Below are 19154 nucleotides of genomic sequence, written 5' to 3' on the forward strand. Positions count from 1 at the left end.
CAGAGCGCTTGCTTATATTAGCAAAACCGTACCCGTTTGTCAACACCTTTTTTCATTTTTTTCGAGCTTTTTTTCCACTTTCTTTTCCACGCCCATATCTTAGGCCTTATGTCCCCTTTTTACCACAAAATATGCTCTTTTCCCAACTTTTCATTTCCTGTGCTCTTGATCCGGAGCCTGTCCCCATTCTATCCCTCCCCCGTTCCTCGCATTTCAAGCCAACGGGTCATCCCCCGCAGGCGGACAACAATCCTCAGAAAAGCCTCTTGCGGAAAGACACCAGTTGTGATACCCTGATACCAGATTTGAATTATATATAGGTAGGAGGTCTTTCCTATGCCCATTAAAATCCCCGATTCCCTGCCGGCCTGCGCCACTCTGGAGAGTGAAAACATCTTTGTGATGACGGAATACCGGGCCATCCACCAGGACATGCGTCCCCTGAATCTGCTGATCCTGAATCTGATGCCCACCAAGATTGTCACCGAGACCCAGCTGCTGCGTAAGCTCTCCAACTCCCCCCTTCAGGTCCAGGTAGAGCTGCTCCACACCTCCAGCCACGTCTCCCAGAATACCGATGCCGACCATCTCTCCTCCTTCTATACCACCTTTGAGGAAATCAAGGACCGGAAGTTCGACGGCATGATCATCACCGGAGCTCCGGTGGAGAATTTGGACTTCACCGATGTGGATTACTGGGACGAGCTGTGTGAGATCATGGAGTGGACCCGCACCCATGTCCACTCCACCCTGCACATCTGCTGGGGCGCCCAGGCGGGGCTCTACTACCACTATCATATCCCCAAGTATTCCCTGCCTAAAAAGCTGTTCGGTGTGTTCTCCCATACTATTGTAAAAAAGCAGTCCCCCCTGTTCCGGGGCTTTGACGACGAGTTCTTCGTCCCCCACTCCCGGTACACCGCCAACAAGCTGGAGGACATTCTGGCCCAGCCTGAGCTTGAGCTTCTGGCCGTCTCCCCGGAGGCCGGGGTCTTTGCCGTCAAGAGCGAGGACAACCGCCGTTTCTTCATCACCGGGCACCCGGAATACGACCCGGACACGCTGGCCAACGAGTACTTCCGGGACGTGAACAAGGGTCTGAAGATCGACGTGCCCGCCCACTACTTCCCCAACGACGATCCCTATCAGGCTCCCGTGGTCCGCTGGCGCTCCGCGGCCCAGCTGTTCTATAATAACTGGCTGAACTACTACGTCTACCAGACCACGCCTTACGACATCACGCAGATCTGACGGTCAGGGAGGTCATTGTGAACGTCACCTTTCAGGATGTGAAAAACTCTCCGGAGATCCGCACCTATATTACCCAGGCCGACGCCTCTCTGCTGGCCATCGGCTACACGGAGCACGCCTTCGCCCATGTGACCAAGTGCGCTGAGGTAGCCGCCCAGATCCTATCCCAGCTGGGATACGGCGAACGGGATGTGGAGTTGGTCAAGATCGCCGCTTTCATGCACGACATCGGCAACGTGGTCAACCGTTCGGACCACGCCATCAGCGGCGCAACCATGGCCTTTCGCATTCTGGACAAGATGGGGATGGAGCCCGCCGACGTGGCTCAGGTCATCACTGCCATCGGCCACCACGACGATTCCACTGCTTTTCCGGTGAACGCCATCGCCGCGGCCCTGATCCTGGCGGATAAGACCGACGTGCGCCGCAGCCGGGTCCGAAATACCGACGTCATCAACTTCGACATCCACGACCGGGTCAACTACGCCGTGGAGCGCTCCGAGGTCCTGCTGGACGTTCCCGGCGGCACCGTCACCCTCTCTCTCTCCATCAACACCCAGGTCTGCGCCGTCATGGACTACTTTGAGATCTTCCTCCAGCGGATGGTGCTGTGCCGCAAGGCGGCGGAATTCTTCCACCTGCGTTTTCATCTGGAGATCAACGGACAGATTCTGCTGTGAGACGCTTCCTTATTACAAATACGATTCGGCCGGCCGTCCTCGGGACGGCCGGTTTTTTATCTTCCTATCTGTAACCACTTTTGAGCTGGTACTATAGGCGGGACGCGACACACTTTCTCAATATGGACTTTACCGCAAAGAGTTGGGCTTCGATTTTTCTCTTGCCCCCCAGGGAGACACCGGGGGTTCGGCTCCTGTCCTCTCAGATATAGCAATATTCATTAATCAGTTCATAATTTTTTTACTATAGCATTTCGAGAAAACACCTTATATTCCCAAAAAAATTGCGGCCGTCTCCCTCTTTTCCTCTTGCTTTAGCGTGCAAAAACAGTTATACTGTGTGTCAAGAGAGCGTGGCCGATCTCTCCCGGCCGATCCATCGCCAGGAGGACCGGCGTCTACATGAAAAACATAGTTTAGGAGGAACACTGTTATGAAGGTCGCATTATTCGGCGCCGGCACCATGGGCCGGGGCATTGCCCAGGTGTTTGCCGCCAAGGGTCATACCGTTCTGATGTACGCCAGCAGCCCTGCGTCCGCCCAGCGGCACAAGGACACCCTGTCCAAGTCCCTGCAGAAGCGGGTGGACAAGGGCAAGATGGCCCCGGAGGCCAAGGATACTCTGCTGTCCAACATTCTGATCCCCGAGACCCATGAAGAGGCCGCCAACGTCGATCTGGTCATCGAGTGCGTCAAGGAGGACATGGACGTCAAGAAGAAGCTGTTCGTGGAGCTGGACGATATCTGCAAGGCCGATACCACCTTTGCCTCCAACACCTCGTCCCTGCCCATCACCGACATGGCTCACGGTCTGAAGCACCCCCTGATCGGCATGCACTTCTTCAACCCCGTGCCCACCATGAAGCTGGTGGAGATCATCCGGGGCATCAACACCACCGACGAGACCTTTAATTTTATCTATGACCTGTCCAAGGAGCTGGACAAGGACCCCGTGGAAGTGAAGGAGTCTCCGGGCTTCGTGGTCAACAAGCTGCTGATCCCCATGATCAACGACGCCATCGGCCTGGTGGAGACCGGCGCCGCCTCCGTGGAGGACATCGACAAGTCCATGATCCTGGGCGCCAACCACCCCATGGGCCCCTTGGCTCTGGGCGACTTCATCGGTCTGGACGTGTGTCTGGCCATTATGGAGACCCTGTACACCGAGTTTGGCGACTCCAAGTACCGCCCCACCTATCTGCTGAAGAAGATGGTCCGCGGCGGTCTGCTGGGCCGCAAGTCCGGCAAGGGCTTCTACGACTACACTAAAAAATAAAGGCTTTTTGTTCCCGGCATCGGAAGATGCCGGGAACTTTTTCCGGTTTCGGCCTTCCGCGCGGGAGAATCCCTCGGACATATCCGCCGCCCAGCCGCAACCCCCGTCCCGCTCCAAAAACTGTGCATTTTACCAGCGATCTTTCCCTTGCAATATATAGGGGAAAATGCTATAATTTTGGTTGGCAATTGGTTATGCTGGTTCAAAATGGTCGCGCAACGTTGGGGCCCGTCCCCGTGTTGCGATTTTTTCGATTATTATTTGTTAAATTTCTAACAATTGTCGGCCCGTTTGAAACAGCCCACCTCTGTATCGTTTGCTCCGCGCCCCGCTCTGGTCAGGCGGGCCGCCGCAGCACAAGCGTTTTGATGATTCCCAAGTAAAAAATTAGGAGGACTGAAAAATGGATTTTCATCTGACTAGAGAGCAAGAGATGGTCCGCAAAATGTACCGCGAGTTCGCCGAGACCGAAGTCAAGCCCCTGGCCGAGGAGATCGACGAGGAAGAGCGCTTCCCCATGGAGACCGTGGAAAAGATGGGCAAGCTGGGCATGATGGGCATTTACTTCCCCAAGCAGTATGGCGGCGCCGGCGGCGACGTGCTGTCCTATGCCATGTGCGTTGAGGAGCTGGCCAAGGTCTGCGGCACCACCGCCGTCATCGTGTCCGCCCACACCTCTCTGTGCTGCGCCCCCATCTTCGAGCACGGCACCGAGGAGCAGAAAATGAAGTATCTGCCCGACCTGCTGTCCGGCAAGAAGATCGGCGCCTTCGGTCTGACCGAGCCCAACGCCGGTACCGACGCCTCCGGCCAGCAGACCACCGCCGTTCTGGACGGTGACCACTATGTCCTCAACGGCTCCAAGTGCTTCATTACCAACGGCACCGTGGCCGAGACCTTCGTGGTTTTCGCCATGACCGATACCAAGCTGGGCAACCACGGCATCTCCGCCTTCATCGTGGAGAAGAGCTTCCCCGGCTTCTCCGTGGGCAAGCACGAGAAGAAGATGGGTATCCGCGGCTCCTCCACCTGCGATCTGATCTTTGAGGACTGCATCGTTCCTAAGGAGAACCTGCTGGGCAAGGAAGGCCAGGGCTTCAAGATCGCCATGATGACCCTGGACGGCGGCCGTATCGGCATCGCTTCTCAGGCTTTGGGTCTGGGCGAGGGCGCCGTCAACGAGGCCATCAAGTACACCCAGGAGCGCATCCAGTTCAAGAAGCGCCTGTCCCAGTTCCAGAACACCCAGTTCCAGCTGGCCGACATGCATACCCGTATGCAGGCCGCCCAGTATCTGGTCTATGCCGCCGCTATGAAGAAGCAGAACCACGAGCCCTACTCCATGGACGCCGCCATGGCCAAGCTGTTCGCCGCCGAGGCCGCCTCTGACGTGACCCGCCGCGCCGTCCAGCTGTTCGGCGGCTACGGCTACACCCGTGAGTATCCCGTGGAGCGCATGATGCGCGACGCCAAGATCACCGAGATCTACGAGGGTACTTCCGAGGTCCAGCGCATGGTCATTTCCAGCCACCTGGGCGTGAAATAAGTTAGGAGGCAGATTGAAATGAAAATCATTGTTTGTGTCAAGCAGGTCCCCGATACCTCCGGTAAGGTGGCCGTCAATCCCGACGGTACCCTGAATCGTGCCTCCATGGCCGCTATCACCAACCCCGATGACCTGAACGCCGTCGAGGCCGCTCTGGCTCTGAAGGAGCAGACCGGCGCCGAGGTCGTGGTCGTCTCCATGGGTCCTCCTCCCGCAGAGGGCATGCTGCGTGAGATCATCGCCCGGGGCGCTGACCGCGCCGTTCTGGTCTCCGGCCGCGAGTTCGGCGGTTCCGACACCTACGCCACCTCCCAGATCCTGGCTTCCGCCATCAGCAAGATCGGCGTGGAGTCCGAGGACATCGTGATGTGCGGTCGTCAGGCCATCGACGGCGACACCGCTCAGGTCGGTCCCCAGATCGCCGAGAAGCTGGGCCTGCCCCAGGTCTCCTACGCCGCCGAGATCAAGAAGGACGGCGACACCCTGACCATCAAGCGCATGCTGGAGGACGGCTATATGACCATCAAGGTCAAGACTCCCTGCCTGATCACCTGCATCAAGGAGCTGAACACTCCCCGTTATATGAGCGTGGACGGCATCTTCGAGTGCTACTCCAAGCCCTACGAGGTCTTTGACTACAACACTCTGAAGGACGATCCCCTGATCGACCCCACCACCATCGGTCTGAAGGGCTCCCCCACCAACATTCTGACCTCTTTCACGCCTCCTCAGAAGGGCGCCGGCATGATGCTGGAGGGCGCTGACAAGGAGACCTGCGAGAAGCTGGCCGGCATCCTGGCCGCCAAGCATATCATCTAAGAGAGGAGAAAGATTGACAATGTCTACTTTTAACAACACTGATCTGGCTGCTTTCAAGGATGTATGGGTTTTCTGTGAGCAGCGTCAGGGCGTCATGATGCCCACTTCTTACGAGCTGATCTCCGAGGGCCGCAAGCTGGCCGACGAGCTGGGCGTGGAGCTGTGCGGCCTGCTGCTGGGCGACAACGTGGAAGGTCTGGCCAAGGAGCTGGGCGGCTACGGCGCCGACAAGGTCATTCTGTGCGAGAGCCCCCTGCTGAAGGAATACACCACCGACGGCTACACCAAGGTCATCTGCGACGTGATCGAGGAGTACAAGCCCGAGATCATGCTGATCGGCGCCACCAACATTGGCCGCGACCTGGGCCCCCGCTGCGCCGCCCGTCTGCACACTGGCCTGTGCGCCGACTGTACCCACCTGGACGTGGATATGGACATCTACCGTGACTTCCTGCGCTCCGCCTCCACCCTGCCCGAGGAGAAGATCGCCGGCCTGAACAGCGCTATGGTGCTGGGCCAGAAGCACGACGTCTCCCGCGACCTGAAGATGACCCGTCCCGCTTTCGGCGGCCATCTGATGGCCTCCATCATCTGCCCCCGCTTCCGCCCCGCCATGGCTACCGTCCGTCCCGGCGTTATGAAGAAGGCTCCCTTCGATCAGGCCAAGGCTGACGCCTGCCAGATCGTGAAGCCCAACTTCTCCCTGACCGAGGCCGACATGTCCACCCAGGTCGTCGAGGTCGTCAAGGCCGCCAAGAAGCTGGTCGACCTGATCGGCGCCGACGTGGTCGTCTCCGTGGGCCGCGGCATCTCCAAGGACGTCCAGGGCGGCATCAAGCTGGCCGAGGAGCTGGCTGAGGTTCTGGGCGGCGTCGTGGGCGGCTCCCGTGCCACCATCGACTCCGGCTGGCTGTCCGCCGACCACCAGGTCGGTCAGACCGGCAAGACCGTTCACCCCAAGATCTATGTCGCTCTGGGCATTTCCGGCGCCATCCAGCACAAGGCCGGCATGCAGGATTCCGAGTGCATCATCGCCGTGAACAAGAACGAGACCGCTCCCATCTTTGAGATCGCCGACTACGGCATCTGCGGCGACCTGTTCAAAGTCACCCCCATGCTGATCGACGCCATCAAGGCCGCCAAGGCTGCCAAGTAAGTCTGTTTCAGACAAGCTCGATCCCCCCGCTTTCTGAGAAAGCGGGGGGATTTTTTCGTTCCATTTCCAGGGCGGCAAGGGGCGGAACCGAAACCGCTTCCCCTCTCAAGGGCCTCACCACATCCCTGTCCCACGCATAGGTTGGAACAGCACGACACGGGAGGGTTTGCCATGAAGCACGAACTGAATTTTTGGGTGATTGGCGGCGATATGCGTCAGGTCAAGCTGGCCCAACTGCTGGCGGAAGACGGCCACACCGTCCATACTTATGCCCTCGATCCCGGCCCCGAGCAATTCCCCGGACTGATCCAGGAGCAAAACCTGAACCGGGTCGGACGGGCAGACTGCGTGGTCCTGCCCATGACCGTCAGCGCGGGCGGCGGACGGCTCAACGCCCCCCTGTCCCTGTCGGAACACCCTCTGGTTCCCATTCTGGACCGTCTCTCCCCCCGGCAATTCCTCTGCGGCGGGCGGATCGACCCGGAGACCTATGAGCTGGCCCAGGAACGGGGCCTCATTCTGTACGACTATTTCGCCCGTGAGGAGCTGGCGGTGGCCAATGCCGTCCCCACCGCCGAGGGAGCGGTCCAGCTGGCCATGGAGCATCTGCCCATCACCATCCAGGGCGCCCGGGTCCTGGTGGTGGGCTTCGGCCGGGTGGGCCGGATCACCGCCCAGCGCTTTGCCGCCCTGGGGGCCAAGGTCAGTGTGGCCGCCCGGAAATACGAGCAGCTGGCCTGGGCCCAGGCCATGGGCTTCGGCGCCGAGGAGCTGGGACGGCTGGCGGGCTGGCTGTGCGGCTATGACCTGGTGGTCAACACCGTCCCGGCCCCTGTGCTGAACCGGGCGGAGCTGGAGGATCTGAAGCGGGGCTGCCTCATCATCGACCTGGCCTCCAAGCCCGGCGGCGTGGATCTGGCAGCCGCCGGCGAACTGGGGCTGACGGTCATCTGGGCTCTGTCTCTGCCCGGAAAGGTGGCGCCTGTGACCGCCGGGGCCGCCATCAAAAGTACCATCTACAACATGCTCCGTGAGTTGGGCCGCTAGCGCCCCGGAAAGGAAGGTAACCCTTGGAAAACGCAGTTGTTGGATTCGCCGTGTGCGGGTCCTTCTGTACCCACGCCAAAGCCATGTCCGCCCTGGAGCAGGTCCGGGCCCGCTGGCAGAATGTGGTCCCCATCGTCTCGGAATGCACCGCCGACACTGACACCCGCTTCGGCAAGGCCCACGACCTGATGCGGGAAATGGAGCGCATCTGCGACCACCGGGTCATCTCCTCCGTCAAGGCGGCGGAGCCCATCGGCCCCCAGAAACTGCTGGACCTGCTCATCATCTGCCCCTGCACCGGGAACACCCTGGGCAAGCTGGCGGCCGGCGTCACCGACACCAGCGTCACCATGGCCTCCAAGGCCCACCTGCGGAACGGCCGTCCCCTGCTCATCGCCCCCGCCACCAATGATGGGCTTTCGGTCTCCGCCTCCAGTATCGGGGCTCTGCTAGCCCGGAAATACATCTATTTCGTCCCCTTCGGCCAGGACGATCCCCAAAACAAGCCCACCTCCCTCATGGCCGACTTCAGCCTGGTGGCTGAGGCGGCCCAGGCCGCGCTGGAGGGCCGTCAGCTCCAGCCCCTGCTGCTGGGCAGCTGAGCGGCTTTAAAACTGTTTTCAAAGTTGTACTGATCGAAAAGAACGGGGACCGTGACGGTCCCCGTTCAAGCTATCCCTCCCTCTGAAGTCTTCGACAGGCAGGGCTTCTCAACAGTTTTAAGAGCGCGCCGCAATGCGGCGCGCTCTTGATTTTTCCACGATTATTGTCTTACCGTTCCGACATTATTTCCCGCAAAAGTCCTTGGCCACTTCCACGATGTGCTCCGCGGACAGGCCGAACTGCTTGAGCAGGGCGGCGGCGGGGCCGGAGTGTCCAAACTCGTCGTTGACGCCGATGCGGCGGACGGGGGTGGGGAGCTTCTCGCAGAGCAGGCCGCAGACCGCCTCGCCCAGGCCGCCCAGGATGTTGTGCTCCTCGCAGGTGATGATCTTGCCGCAGTCCTTGGCGGCCTGGAGCACCAGCTCCTCGTCCAGAGGCTTGATGGTGGCCATGTTGATGATCCGGGCGTTGATGCTCAGTTCCTTCAGAGCCTTGCCGGCTTCCACGGCCTCGGCGACCATCAGGCCGTTGGCGATGATGGCCACGTCGGAGCCATCCTGGAGCACCTCGCCCTTGCCGATCTGGAAGGTATAGCCCTCCTCCTCGTGGAACACGGGGACAGCGGCGCGGCCGAAGCGCATATAGACGGGACCCACATGCTCATAGGCGGCCTTCACCATAGCCCGGGCCTCCACGTCGTCGGCAGGAGACATGACCACCATGCCGGGGATGGAGCGCATGAGGGCGAAGTCCTCGCAGCACTGGTGGGAGGCGCCGTCCTCGCCCACGGAGATGCCGCCGTGGGTGGCGCCGATCTTCACATTCAGGTGGGGGTAGCCGATGGAGTTGCGGATCTGCTCAAAGGCCCGCCCGGCGGCGAACATGGCGAAGGTGGAGGCAAAGGGGACCAGTCCCGCGGCGGCGGCGCCGGCGGCCACCGCCATCATATTGCCCTCGGCAATGCCGCAGTTGAAGTGGCGGTCGGGATAGGCCTTTTTAAAGATGCCGGTCTTGGTGGCGCCGGCCAGGTCGGCGTCAAAGACGACCAGGTCGTCGTGCTGGGCGGCCAGTTCCTTCAGGGCGTTGCCATAGCTCTCCCGGGTCGCGATCTTTTTCACGTCTGCCATCTTACATCGCCTCCACTTCTGCCAGCTGGGCCTTCAGCTCAGTCATAGCCTGCTCATATTCCGCGTCGTTGGGTGCCTTGCCGTGCCAGCCGGCCTGGTCCTCCATATAGCTGACGCCCTTGCCCTTGGTGGTCTTCATGACAATGGCGAAGGGGACGCCCTTGGTCTCCCGGGCCTTGGCAAAGGCGGCCTCCATCTGGTCAAAGTCGTGGCCGTCGATCTCCGCCACCTCAAAGCCGAAGGCGCGCAGCTTCTCGGGGATGGGATAGGGGCTCATGACGTCGGCAACTCGGCCGTCGATCTGCAGGCCGTTGTTGTCGATGATCACACACAGGTTGTCCAGCTTATAGTGGTGGGCAAACATGCAGGCCTCCCAGACCTGGCCCTCCTGGATCTCGCCGTCGCCCAGCAGGGCGTATACCCGGTTGCTCTTCCCCTGGAACTTGGCGGCCAGCGCCATGCCGCAGGCGGCGGAGACGCCCTGGCCCAAAGAGCCGGTGGACATATCCACGCCGGGGGTCATGTTCATGTTGGGGTGGCCCTGGAGGTGGCTGCCGATCTGGCGCAGGGTCTGCAAATCCTCCCAGGGGAAAAAGCCCCGAAGTGCCAGCGCGGCGTACAGTCCGGGGGCGGTATGTCCCTTGGACAGGACAAACCGGTCACGGTCCTCCCAATGGGGGTTCTGGGGGTCCACATTCAGTTCTTTAAAATACAGATAGGTAAACATATCCGCGGCGGACAGGCTTCCGCCGGGATGCCCGGCCTTGGCGGCGTGGGTGCCCTCGATCACGCCCATACGCACCTTGCAGGCCGTGGCCATCAGTTGCTTCTTTTCGTTGGCTGTCATGGCTTCTCCTTCTTCCTTGTTTATGTCCCGGCGGAGGGTCGGCCCCTTCCCCGGGCGGTCATCACCGGCAGGCCGCAGCCCGCCGGGCGCGGATTTTCAGGTAACTATATTATAGAGTACAAGTTTTAAAAGCGCAAGTGCAATTGGCGGCCCTATCCCAGAAAAACAGGTCCCCCGGAGCGGCGCTCCGGGGGACCTGGGTTGAATTATTTCTTTTTCTTGTGCTTGTCAAAAAAGCTCTTGATGCTGCCCTCCGAGATGTTCTCGCCCATCGCCTCGCCGAAGACCCGCAGGGCCTCCCGCTGCTCCGTAGTCAGGTTGGTGGGCACCTGGACCTTGACAGTCACGATCTGGTCGCCGCGCCCGTGGCCCTGGAGTACAGGGATGCCCTTGCCCCGGAGACGGAAGACGGTGCCGGTCTGAGTGCCGGCAGGCAGGGTGTACTTCACCTTGCCGTCGATGGTGGGGATCTCCAGCTCGGCGCCCATGGTGGCCTGATAGAAGGAGATGGGCTGTTCATACAGCACCGTGGTCCCCTCGCGCTTGAACTGGGGATGGGGCTTGATCCGCACGCCCACGATCAGATCGCCGGCGGGGCCGCCGTTCGTGCCGGCGTTGCCCTGGCCCCGGAGGGAAATGGCCTGCCCGTCGTCGATGCCGGCGGGGATGGTGACCTTGATCCGCTGCTTCTTCCGGACGCTGCCCGTGCCGCCGCAGCTGTTGCAGGGGCTGTGGATCAGCTTGCCCGTGCCCCGGCACCGGGAACAGGGGGCCGTGGTGGAGAAGGCGAAGCCGCCGCCCCCCCGCTGAATGCGCACCACACCGGCGCCCCGGCAGTCGGGGCAGGTCTCGGCGGTGGTCCCGGGCTGGCAGCCGGAGCCCTGGCAGTCGGAGCAGGTCTCCGTGCGGTTCAGCTCGATCTCCTTCTCGCAGCCGAAGGCGGCCTCCTCGAAGGAGACGGTCAGGTTGGCCCGCAGGCTCTGACCCTTCTGGGGTGCGTTGGCCCGCTGCTGCTGGCCGCCGAAGCCCCCAAAGCCGCCGCCAAAGAAGGAGCCGAAAATATCTCCCAGATCAATGTCCCCCATGTCGAAGCCGCCGCCAAAGCCGCCGCCTCCAAAGTTGGGGTCCACACCGGCGTGGCCGAACTGGTCGTACTTAGCACGCTTCTCCGGGTTGGACAGCACCTCATAGGCCTCGTTGGCCTCTTTGAACTTGGCCTCGGCCTCCTTGCTGTCCGGGTTCATATCGGGATGATATTTTTTGGCCAGCTTCCGGTACGCCTTTTTAATTTCCTCATCCGAGGCGCTTTTGCTGACGCCCAGCACCTCGTAATAATCTCTTTTTTGTTCTGGCATAGTATCACCTCTAGGAAAGATAAGAGATATCAGATATGAGATAAAAGATACCGTATCAAACGCTCAGGCCGCTGCGTGCAGCCCTATCTCATATCCCTTATCTTCTATCTCTTATCTCTTGATAAATCCAGCGCTGGGCGAGGTGAGTTTCTCACCTCGCCCAAAGCAGTTGGATTTACTTGTTGTCGTCGTCCACGACCTCGTAGTCGGCGTCCACCACGTCAGGACCGGCGCCGCTGCCGCCCTGAGCCTGACCGCCGCCGAAGTTGGCGCCGCCCATGTCGGGGCCGGCCTGGCCGCCCTGCTGCTGGTACAGCTTCTCGCTGACGGCGTAGAAAGCCTTGGTCAGCTCCTCGGTTGCGTTCTTGATGGCCTGGGTATCGTTGCCCTTCAGCGTCTCCTTCAGCTTGCCCAGAGCGGACTCCACAGCGGCCTTGTCGGAAGCAGGGATCTTGTCGCCCATCTCCTCCAGGGTCTTCTCGGTCTGGTAGACCATCTGGTCGCCCTGGTTGCGGACGTCCACCTCTTCCTTGCGCTTGGCGTCCTCGGCGGCGAACTGCTCGGCCTCCTTGACGGCCTTGTCAATGTCATCCTTGGACATATTGGTGGAGGAGGTGATGGTGATGTGCTGCTCCTTGCCGGTGCCCAGGTCCTTGGCGGACACGTTCACGATGCCGTTGGCGTCGATGTCGAAGGTGACCTCGATCTGAGGCACGCCGCGGCGGGCGGGAGCGATGCCGTCCAGGTGGAAGCGGCCCAGAGTCTTGTTGTACTGAGCCATCTCGCGCTCGCCCTGGAGGACATGGACCTCAACGGAGGTCTGGTTGTCGGCGGCAGTGGTGAAGGTCTGGCTCTTCTTGACGGGGATGGTGGTGTTGCGCTCGATGAGCTTGGTCATCACGCCGCCCATGGTCTCAATGCCCAGGGACAGGGGGGTGACGTCCAGCAGCAGCAGGTCCTTCACGTCGCCGGTGAACACGCCGCCCTGGAGCGCGGCGCCCATGGCCACACACTCGTCGGGGTTGATGCCCTTGAAGCCTTCCTTGCCGGTCAGCTTCTTCACCATCTCCTGGACGGCGGGGATACGGCTGGAACCGCCCACCATCAGGACCTTGGCGATGTCATTGCCGGACAGGCCGGCGTCGCTCATGGCCTGGCGGACAGGGCCGGCGGTGGCCTCCACCAGGTGAGCGGTCAGCTGGTCGAACTTGGCCCGGGTCAGAGTCAGATCCAGATGCTTGGGGCCGGTGGCGTCGGCGGTGATATAGGGCAGGTTGATGTTGGTGGAGGTGACGCCGGACAGCTCGATCTTGGCCTTCTCAGCGGCCTCCTTCAGGCGCTGCATGGCCACCTTGTCGCCGGTCAGGTCCACGCCCTCGGTCTTCTTGAACTCAGCGGCCATCCAGTCCATGACGCACTTATCGAAGTCGTCGCCGCCCAGGCGGTTGTTGCCGGCGGTGGCCAGCACCTCGATGACGCCGTCGTCGATGTCCAGGATGGACACGTCGAAGGTGCCGCCGCCCAGGTCGTAAACCATGACCTTCTGCGCGGTCTCCTTATCCACACCGTAGGCCAGAGCGGCGGCGGTGGGCTCGTTGATGATACGCTTGACCTCCAGGCCGGCGATCTTGCCGGCGTCCTTGGTGGCCTGACGCTGGGCGTCGGTGAAGTAGGCGGGAACGGTGATGACCGCCTCGGTGACGGTCTGGCCCAGGTAGGCCTCGGCGTCCGCCTTCAGCTTCTGGAGGATCATGGCGCTGATCTCCTGGGGGGTGTACTTCTTGCCGTCGATGGACACCTTGTAGTCGGAGCCCATCTCACGCTTGATGGAGATGACGGTCCGGTCGGGGTTGGTGATGGCCTGGCGCTTGGCCACCTGGCCCACCATACGCTCGCCGTCCTTGGAGAAGGCCACCACAGAGGGGGTGGTCCGGTTGCCTTCCGCGTTGGGGATGACAACGGCGTCGCCGCCTTCCATGACGGCTACACAGCTATTGGTCGTACCGAGGTCGATACCGATAATCTTAGACATAATCTTGTTCCTCCTATATGAAAAGTTTTGTGTTTACAGGGTCAAAGGACAAATTGCGAAATGAGATAGAAAACAAAAGAAAGCAGAAACAGTACGCCGGAAGCAAAAAACAACAGATAAGACACCGGATTTTGGAACAAAAGCTGCCAACAGGGTCTCCTGCATGCCATTTTATGATTCACCGTACAGTCTCCTTTCTGTGTTCTGCATAGATCAATTGGCTACCTTCACCATGGCGAAGCGAATGACCTTCTCGCCGCACTGGAAGCCGGCCTGGAACACCTCGGCCACCTCGTTTTCCCCAAAGTTCTCGTCGTCAATGTGCATGACGGCGTTGTGGAGATTGGGGTCGAAGGTCTGGCCCAGAGCGGGGATCTCGGTGACGCCCAGCTTGGAGAGGACCTCCTTGAGCTGGTTCATGGTCATCTCCACGCCCTTCTTGAAGGCCTCGTCGGCGGTCTCCTGCTTCAGGGCCCGCTCCAGATTATCATAGACCGGCAGGAACGCTCCGGCGGTGTCCGCCTTGGCGTCGCCCCACAGGGTCTCCTTCTCCTTGGCGGTGCGCTTGCGGTAGTTGTCATATTCCGCGGCCAGCCGCAGGTATTTGTCCTCCTGCTGGGCCATCTGGTCCTTCATGGACTCCAGCTCGGCCAGCAGGGGAACGGTCTCGGTCTGGGGCTCCGGCTCCTGGGCGGTCTCAGCGGTCTGCTCCGCCTGCTCCTCCAGGACTTCCTGCTCCTGACCGGGGGTCTCGTTCTGATTCTTCTTGCTCACGATTGCGTGCTCCTTTTATCTTATTCCTCATTCCCGTCCTGATCTGCCGCGGGCAGTTCCCCCTTGCCGAACATCCGGGTCAGGCTGTCGGCAAAGTAGGACAGGCGGGCGGTGACTTTGGCGTAATCCATTCGGGTGGGACCTACCACGCCGATGACGCCCTTCATATTGTCTCCAATATCATAGCTGGCCATGACCACGCTGGTGTCCTTCAACGCGTCGTTCACGTTTTCCGGCCCGATCAGGATGTTCATGTTCTTGCCATTGTCCAGGGTCATGGGCAGCTTGGAGGCCTCGGTCTCCTCGCTGAGGTAGGTCATCAAAGGCTTTGCCTTATCCAGGCTGTGGTACTCGGGGTGCTCCAGCAGATGGGTGATGCCGGCGGTGTGTACCTTGTGCTGGGTCTGCTCGGCCAGCACCTCCACCGCGAAGTCCACCACCAGGGAGATCAGCTCGAAGGCGGCGGGGGCGGTGCGGGTCTCCATCTTGTCCAGCGTCTCCTCCATCTCCTCCCGGCTCAGCCCCACGAAGGAGCTGTTCAGGACGGCGGACAGAAGCTGGAGCTGGGTGTCGGACAGCCGGTCGGGCATCCGCACCAGCTTATTTTTTACCACGGAGTTGTCGGTCATGACCACGGCGATGAAGGCGTTTTCCTCCACCATCAGCAGATCGAACCGCTTGACGGTGACCCGCTCCACTGTGGCCGCGGCGGTAAAGACCGGGTAGTCGCTGATCTGGGAGAGCACCTTGCCCGCCCGGTCAATGACCCGGTCCAGCTCCTCCATTTTCAGGTTCAGAGCCTGATTGATGCGCTCGGTCTCCTGAATGGTGAGCTGCTGGCGGCCCATCAGCTCGTTGACGTACAGCCGGTATCCGGCGGCGGAGGGAATCCGTCCGGCGGAGGTGTGGGGCTGCTCCAGGTAGCCCAGTTCCGTCAGGTCGGCCATCTCGTTGCGGATGGTGGCGGTGGACACGTCCAGTCCGGCCCGCTCGGCCACCACCTTGGAGCCCACCGGCTCGGCAGTGGCGATATAAGTTTCTACGATCGCCCGCAGAATACGCTTCTTCCGATCAGTCAGTTCCATCTGCTCACCACCTGCTTTCCTTTCCCTTGCTTGCCGTGATATCTTCTGTCTTGGTGTTCCGCTTGGTTTAGCACTCATTATCCCTGAGTGCTAAAGATAATGTACCACCCGGCCCTGAAATTGTCAATAGGCAGTTTGTGAATTTATTTTTAAGAAATAAATCCCGCCATTTCTTTGCAGAAATGACGGGGTTGTGCTAAAAAGAACTGTCGCCGAACTGGCCGCGCCAGGGTCAGTACCCTCTGATCCGCTGGACATAGTATTCCAGATCATGGTACCGCCTCTCCAGCCAGCCGCGGATGCCCCTGCGGTGGATGACCACCACCACCGGCTTCCACTTACCACAGCCCTCGCACAGGTCCATGTCCGTTTTCACGTCCTTCTCCGTGTAGTGGGTCCCATTCAGCCGGTTCCAGCAGTCGATACAATATTCAGCCATCAGTTTCACCTCCTACATATTTTATTCCGTATTACTAAATAATACAATGAAAATTTTGTTTTTGTATTACAACGCATTTAAAATTATTGCGAGGTGATACAGTGGGCATTGAGAAAAAGGTATACAGCTTCCGTTTCAGCGAAGAAATGGTAGAAAAGCTCCGCGCCTGTGCCGAGGCCGAAAACCGCACCCTCTCCAATATGATAGAGACAATCCTCCTGCAATATTTGTCGAAACGTGACGAGGAGAACAAAAAATGACCGTCTGCTCCGTTGAGCAGACGGTCATTTTTTATTTCGTATGGCGAGGAGATGGGGGCGGGCGCATCGTGACGCGCCATTACGTCCCCGCCGGGCTGGTCAGGTCCTTGACCCACTTGCCCGAACGCAGGCGCCAGACGCCGATGAAGCACTTGACTACCTGTTCCAGGGGGAAGGCCATATAGACCCAGAACACCGAGGTTTTCAGGATCAATCCGCAAAAGGCGGCGTAGGGGATGGCACACAGCCACAGGGGGCCGATGTCGATGATGGTGGAGGCCTTCACATCGCCGCCGCCCCGGAGGACGCCCACCACATTGACGCTGTTGAAGTCCTTCAGGGGCATGTAGAGGGCCATGGCGGTGATCATCATGGTGGCCACCGACTCCGCCCCCGGGGACAGCTTGAAGAGGGGGAACACCCACACCGGTGCTACAAAGACCACAAAGAGCAGCAGCAGGGCCCCCAGAATGGTCCCGCCCAGGACCGCCAGGGTATTCAAGGCCAGTCCGGTGCCGTAGAGCTGGTCCTGCCGCCCCGCCCCGATCTCCCGGCCGATGATGATGGAGCCGGTGGCGGCGATGCCAAAGGCCACCACCATGCAGATCTTCTCCACATTGCCTGCGATGGTATAGGCGGCCAGGATCTCGGTGCTGCCCGCCATGTGGCCCATGATGGTGGGGAACACCGAGGTGCCCAGCCCCCACATGGTCTCGTTGCACACCACCATGCCGCCGTACCGCAGGAAGCGGCGGGCCATGTCCGCCCCGGGCCGCAGCAGCAGACCCAGCCGCACCCGGAAGAAATCATTCCGCGCCATGTGGACCGCCACGATGACCAGCTCCAGAATTCGGGCGATGAGGGTCGCCAGCGCGGCGCCCTCCACTCCCATGGCCGGGACGCCCAGCTTGCCGAAGATCAGCACCCAGTTCAGAAAGGTGTTGACCAGCATGGAGGCCACCAGGATGTACATGCCCAGCTGGGGCCGCTCCATGCTGCGGTAAGCCGCCACATACATCATGACCAGGGCGTCAAACACATAGGCCATTCCGGCGATCCTGCCGTATTGGGCGGCCACCTCGATCACATCCCGCTGATTGCCGAAGAAGCTGAGGAACTGGACGGGACAAATCAGCAGGACGGCGGCAAAGGCGGAGGAAACCAGGAACGCCACCCACATGGCCACCCCCAGCACCCGGTTGATGGACTCCAGATCCTGCTTGCCCCAGTACTGGCTGGCCAGGACGGAGGAGCCGCTCTGGACGCCGAAGATAAACAGCTGGACCACAAACAGCGGGATATTGGCCAGCGTCACCGCCGCCATGGGCAGTTCTCCCAGCATACCCACCATAAAGGTGTCCGCCATGGCAAGGGTGCTGGTGATGAGATTCTGCAGCACAATGGGGGCGGCCAGCACCAGCACCTGGCGGTAAAAGCCGGGCCCCCGCTTCATATAAGCAAACATAGTCATGCTCCTTTGCATGAGATTCCAGGACCTTCTCGGCCCCGGCCGCTTCCGTTCAGGACAGGCTGGTGAACAGCTGCTCTCCCGCCGCCTTCAGGCCCTGGGCCAGGGCGTCCACGTCCTCCCGCTCCGTGTCGTAGGAGAAGCTGACCCGCAGCACCCCGTCCTGCTCCTTCTTGGGCAGCTTCAAAGCGGCGTAGACGTGGCTGGGCTTTCCCTTGTGGCAGGCGGAGCCGGAGGAGACACAGATTCCCCGGTCGCCGAGGAAGCGGACCACCACCTCGCTCTTATAGCCCGGCATGGTGATGGGCAGGATGTGGGGGGCGCCCCCCTGGGTCAGCACCCGCAGACCGGGGACCGCCTCCTTCAGGCGCGTCTGGGCGTAGGCGTTCAGATCGGCCATATGGGCCAGATCCTGGTCCAGCGTCTCCGCCCCCAGCCGGCAGGCGGCGGCAAAGGCGGCGATCTGAGCGGTAGCCTCGGTGCCGGAGCGCAGTCCCTCCTCCTGTCCGCCGCCCCGGATCAGCGGCTGAAGCTTCAGACCCTTCCGGATGTACATGGCCCCGATCCCCTTGGGGGCGTGGATCTTATGGCCGCTGAGGGACAGCAGGTCCACCCCCAGCTTTTGAGGCGTGAAGGGAACCTTTAAAAAGCCCTGGACCGCGTCGCAGTGGAGCAGGGCGGGACAGCCGGAGCGCTTGATGGCCCGGGCCGCCTCCGCCACCGGCAGAACGGTGCCCAGCTCGTTGTTCACCAGCATCATAGACACCAGCACCGTGTCGGGACGGAGGGCCTGTTCCAGATCGGAGACGGAAATATTCCCCTGGCGGTCGGGCTGGAGGTAGGTCACCTCATACCCCAGGCGCTCCAGCGCCCGGCAGGGCTCCAGCACCGCGGCGTGCTCGATGGCGGTGGTGACGATATGTTTCCCCTTTCGCTTCCCCAGCTCCACCGCGGCCTGGATGGCCCAGTTGTCGCTCTCCGTGCCGCAGGAGGTGAACACCACCTCCTCCGGGGCGCAGCCCAGAGCCCCGGCCACATCCGCCCGCCAGCTCTTGACCCGGGCGGCGGCCTGCGTTCCGATGGCGTAGCGGGCGGAGGGGTTGCCCCAGCCCTCGCCCATGGCCTCCACCGCGGCCTGGATGGCCTCCGGCCGCACCGGCGTGGTGGCCGCGTTGTCCAGATAATGAACCATGGTCCTCGTCTCCGTTTTCTCTCAGTTTTCAGCGTTTTCCCCGGCGCATCCGAGTGTTTAACGCTAAGCACCTGACATTCTAGCCGCTGTACCGGGGAAAGTCAAGGCGGGAAGTCCCTCTTCCCATATTTGGCGGTCCTCTCCGCCGGAACGCACTTCGGAAATATGAAAAGAACCTCTCCACAAATCCGCTTTCC

18 protein-coding genes are annotated in these 19154 nt (G+C 60.9%); 9 read left to right on the forward strand and 9 right to left on the reverse strand.

The window, feature by feature from the left end; translation table 11 throughout:
* The first annotated feature begins 336 nt into the window (after window positions 1–336).
* From metA to I6E39_RS06025, 8 genes are all read left to right on the forward strand, one after another.
* Window positions 337–1251, forward strand: a complete 915-nt coding sequence (gene metA / locus I6E39_RS05990; RefSeq protein WP_235380700.1) for a homoserine O-acetyltransferase MetA — start codon at window positions 337–339, stop codon at window positions 1249–1251.
* 17 nt (window positions 1252–1268) lie between these two features.
* The gene (locus I6E39_RS05995; RefSeq protein WP_235380701.1) at window positions 1269–1931 is read left to right on the forward strand and encodes an HD domain-containing protein; all 663 of its coding nucleotides are present in this window, start codon (window positions 1269–1271) and stop codon (window positions 1929–1931) included.
* A 433-nt stretch (window positions 1932–2364) separates the two neighbouring features.
* Window positions 2365–3207: a 3-hydroxyacyl-CoA dehydrogenase family protein gene (locus I6E39_RS06000; RefSeq protein ID WP_235380702.1), complete on the forward strand. Its 843-nt coding sequence runs from the start codon at window positions 2365–2367 to the stop codon at window positions 3205–3207.
* 403 nt (window positions 3208–3610) lie between these two features.
* On the forward strand, window positions 3611–4753 hold the full coding sequence (locus tag I6E39_RS06005; RefSeq protein ID WP_235380703.1) for an acyl-CoA dehydrogenase: 1143 nt from the start codon (window positions 3611–3613) through the stop codon (window positions 4751–4753).
* An 18-nt stretch (window positions 4754–4771) separates the two neighbouring features.
* The gene (gene acrB, locus I6E39_RS06010) at window positions 4772–5572 is read left to right on the forward strand and encodes an acryloyl-CoA reductase electron transfer subunit gamma (RefSeq protein ID WP_235380704.1); all 801 of its coding nucleotides are present in this window, start codon (window positions 4772–4774) and stop codon (window positions 5570–5572) included.
* A 19-nt stretch (window positions 5573–5591) separates the two neighbouring features.
* Window positions 5592–6728, forward strand: a complete 1137-nt coding sequence (gene acrA / locus I6E39_RS06015; RefSeq protein WP_235380705.1) for an acryloyl-CoA reductase electron transfer subunit beta — start codon at window positions 5592–5594, stop codon at window positions 6726–6728.
* Between the two features lie 171 nt (window positions 6729–6899).
* Window positions 6900–7775: a dipicolinate synthase subunit DpsA gene (gene dpsA, locus I6E39_RS06020; protein WP_235380706.1), complete on the forward strand. Its 876-nt coding sequence runs from the start codon at window positions 6900–6902 to the stop codon at window positions 7773–7775.
* A 23-nt stretch (window positions 7776–7798) separates the two neighbouring features.
* Window positions 7799–8377, forward strand: coding sequence for a dipicolinate synthase subunit B (locus I6E39_RS06025; RefSeq protein WP_235380707.1), 579 nt, complete (start codon window positions 7799–7801; stop codon window positions 8375–8377).
* Between the two features lie 183 nt (window positions 8378–8560).
* Here I6E39_RS06025 and I6E39_RS06030 read toward each other — a convergent pair whose 3' ends face one another.
* The 7 genes from I6E39_RS06030 to I6E39_RS06060 form a co-directional block, all read right to left on the reverse strand.
* Entirely contained in the window at window positions 8561–9505 is a 945-nt protein-coding gene (locus tag I6E39_RS06030) for a transketolase family protein (RefSeq protein WP_235380708.1), read from the reverse strand.
* A 1-nt stretch (window position 9506) separates the two neighbouring features.
* Complete coding sequence (locus I6E39_RS06035) at window positions 9507–10352, reverse strand: transketolase (RefSeq protein WP_235380709.1); 846 nt, start codon at window positions 10350–10352, stop codon at window positions 9507–9509.
* A 206-nt stretch (window positions 10353–10558) separates the two neighbouring features.
* Complete coding sequence (gene dnaJ / locus I6E39_RS06040) at window positions 10559–11707, reverse strand: molecular chaperone DnaJ (RefSeq protein WP_235380710.1); 1149 nt, start codon at window positions 11705–11707, stop codon at window positions 10559–10561.
* 175 nt (window positions 11708–11882) lie between these two features.
* Window positions 11883–13739 carry a molecular chaperone DnaK gene (gene dnaK / locus I6E39_RS06045; RefSeq protein WP_235380711.1) on the reverse strand — a complete coding sequence of 619 codons (1857 nt, stop codon included), beginning with the start codon at window positions 13737–13739 and terminating at the stop codon, window positions 11883–11885.
* 213 nt (window positions 13740–13952) lie between these two features.
* Window positions 13953–14513: a nucleotide exchange factor GrpE gene (gene grpE, locus I6E39_RS06050; protein WP_235380712.1), complete on the reverse strand. Its 561-nt coding sequence runs from the start codon at window positions 14511–14513 to the stop codon at window positions 13953–13955.
* Between the two features lie 20 nt (window positions 14514–14533).
* Complete coding sequence (gene hrcA / locus I6E39_RS06055; protein ID WP_235380713.1) at window positions 14534–15598, reverse strand: heat-inducible transcriptional repressor HrcA; 1065 nt, start codon at window positions 15596–15598, stop codon at window positions 14534–14536.
* Between the two features lie 232 nt (window positions 15599–15830).
* Window positions 15831–16037, reverse strand: coding sequence for a hypothetical protein (locus tag I6E39_RS06060; protein WP_235380714.1), 207 nt, complete (start codon window positions 16035–16037; stop codon window positions 15831–15833).
* A 101-nt stretch (window positions 16038–16138) separates the two neighbouring features.
* Between I6E39_RS06060 and I6E39_RS06065 the strand changes: the two genes are divergently transcribed.
* Window positions 16139–16297: a hypothetical protein gene (locus I6E39_RS06065; protein ID WP_235380715.1), complete on the forward strand. Its 159-nt coding sequence runs from the start codon at window positions 16139–16141 to the stop codon at window positions 16295–16297.
* A 79-nt stretch (window positions 16298–16376) separates the two neighbouring features.
* On the opposite strand, the gene I6E39_RS06070 is transcribed toward I6E39_RS06065, so the two are convergent.
* Together I6E39_RS06070 and I6E39_RS06075 are read right to left on the reverse strand one after the other, a co-directional pair.
* Window positions 16377–17762, reverse strand: coding sequence for an MATE family efflux transporter (locus I6E39_RS06070; RefSeq protein ID WP_235380716.1), 1386 nt, complete (start codon window positions 17760–17762; stop codon window positions 16377–16379).
* Window positions 17763–17817: 55 nt separating this feature from the next.
* Window positions 17818–18957, reverse strand: a complete 1140-nt coding sequence (locus I6E39_RS06075) for a cysteine desulfurase family protein (RefSeq protein ID WP_235380717.1) — start codon at window positions 18955–18957, stop codon at window positions 17818–17820.
* Window positions 18958–19154: the final 197 nt, after the last annotated feature.

It is taken from the genome of Pseudoflavonifractor phocaeensis (assembly GCF_021531375.1).
GTDB lineage: Bacteria > Bacillota > Clostridia > Oscillospirales > Oscillospiraceae > Lawsonibacter > Lawsonibacter phocaeensis_B.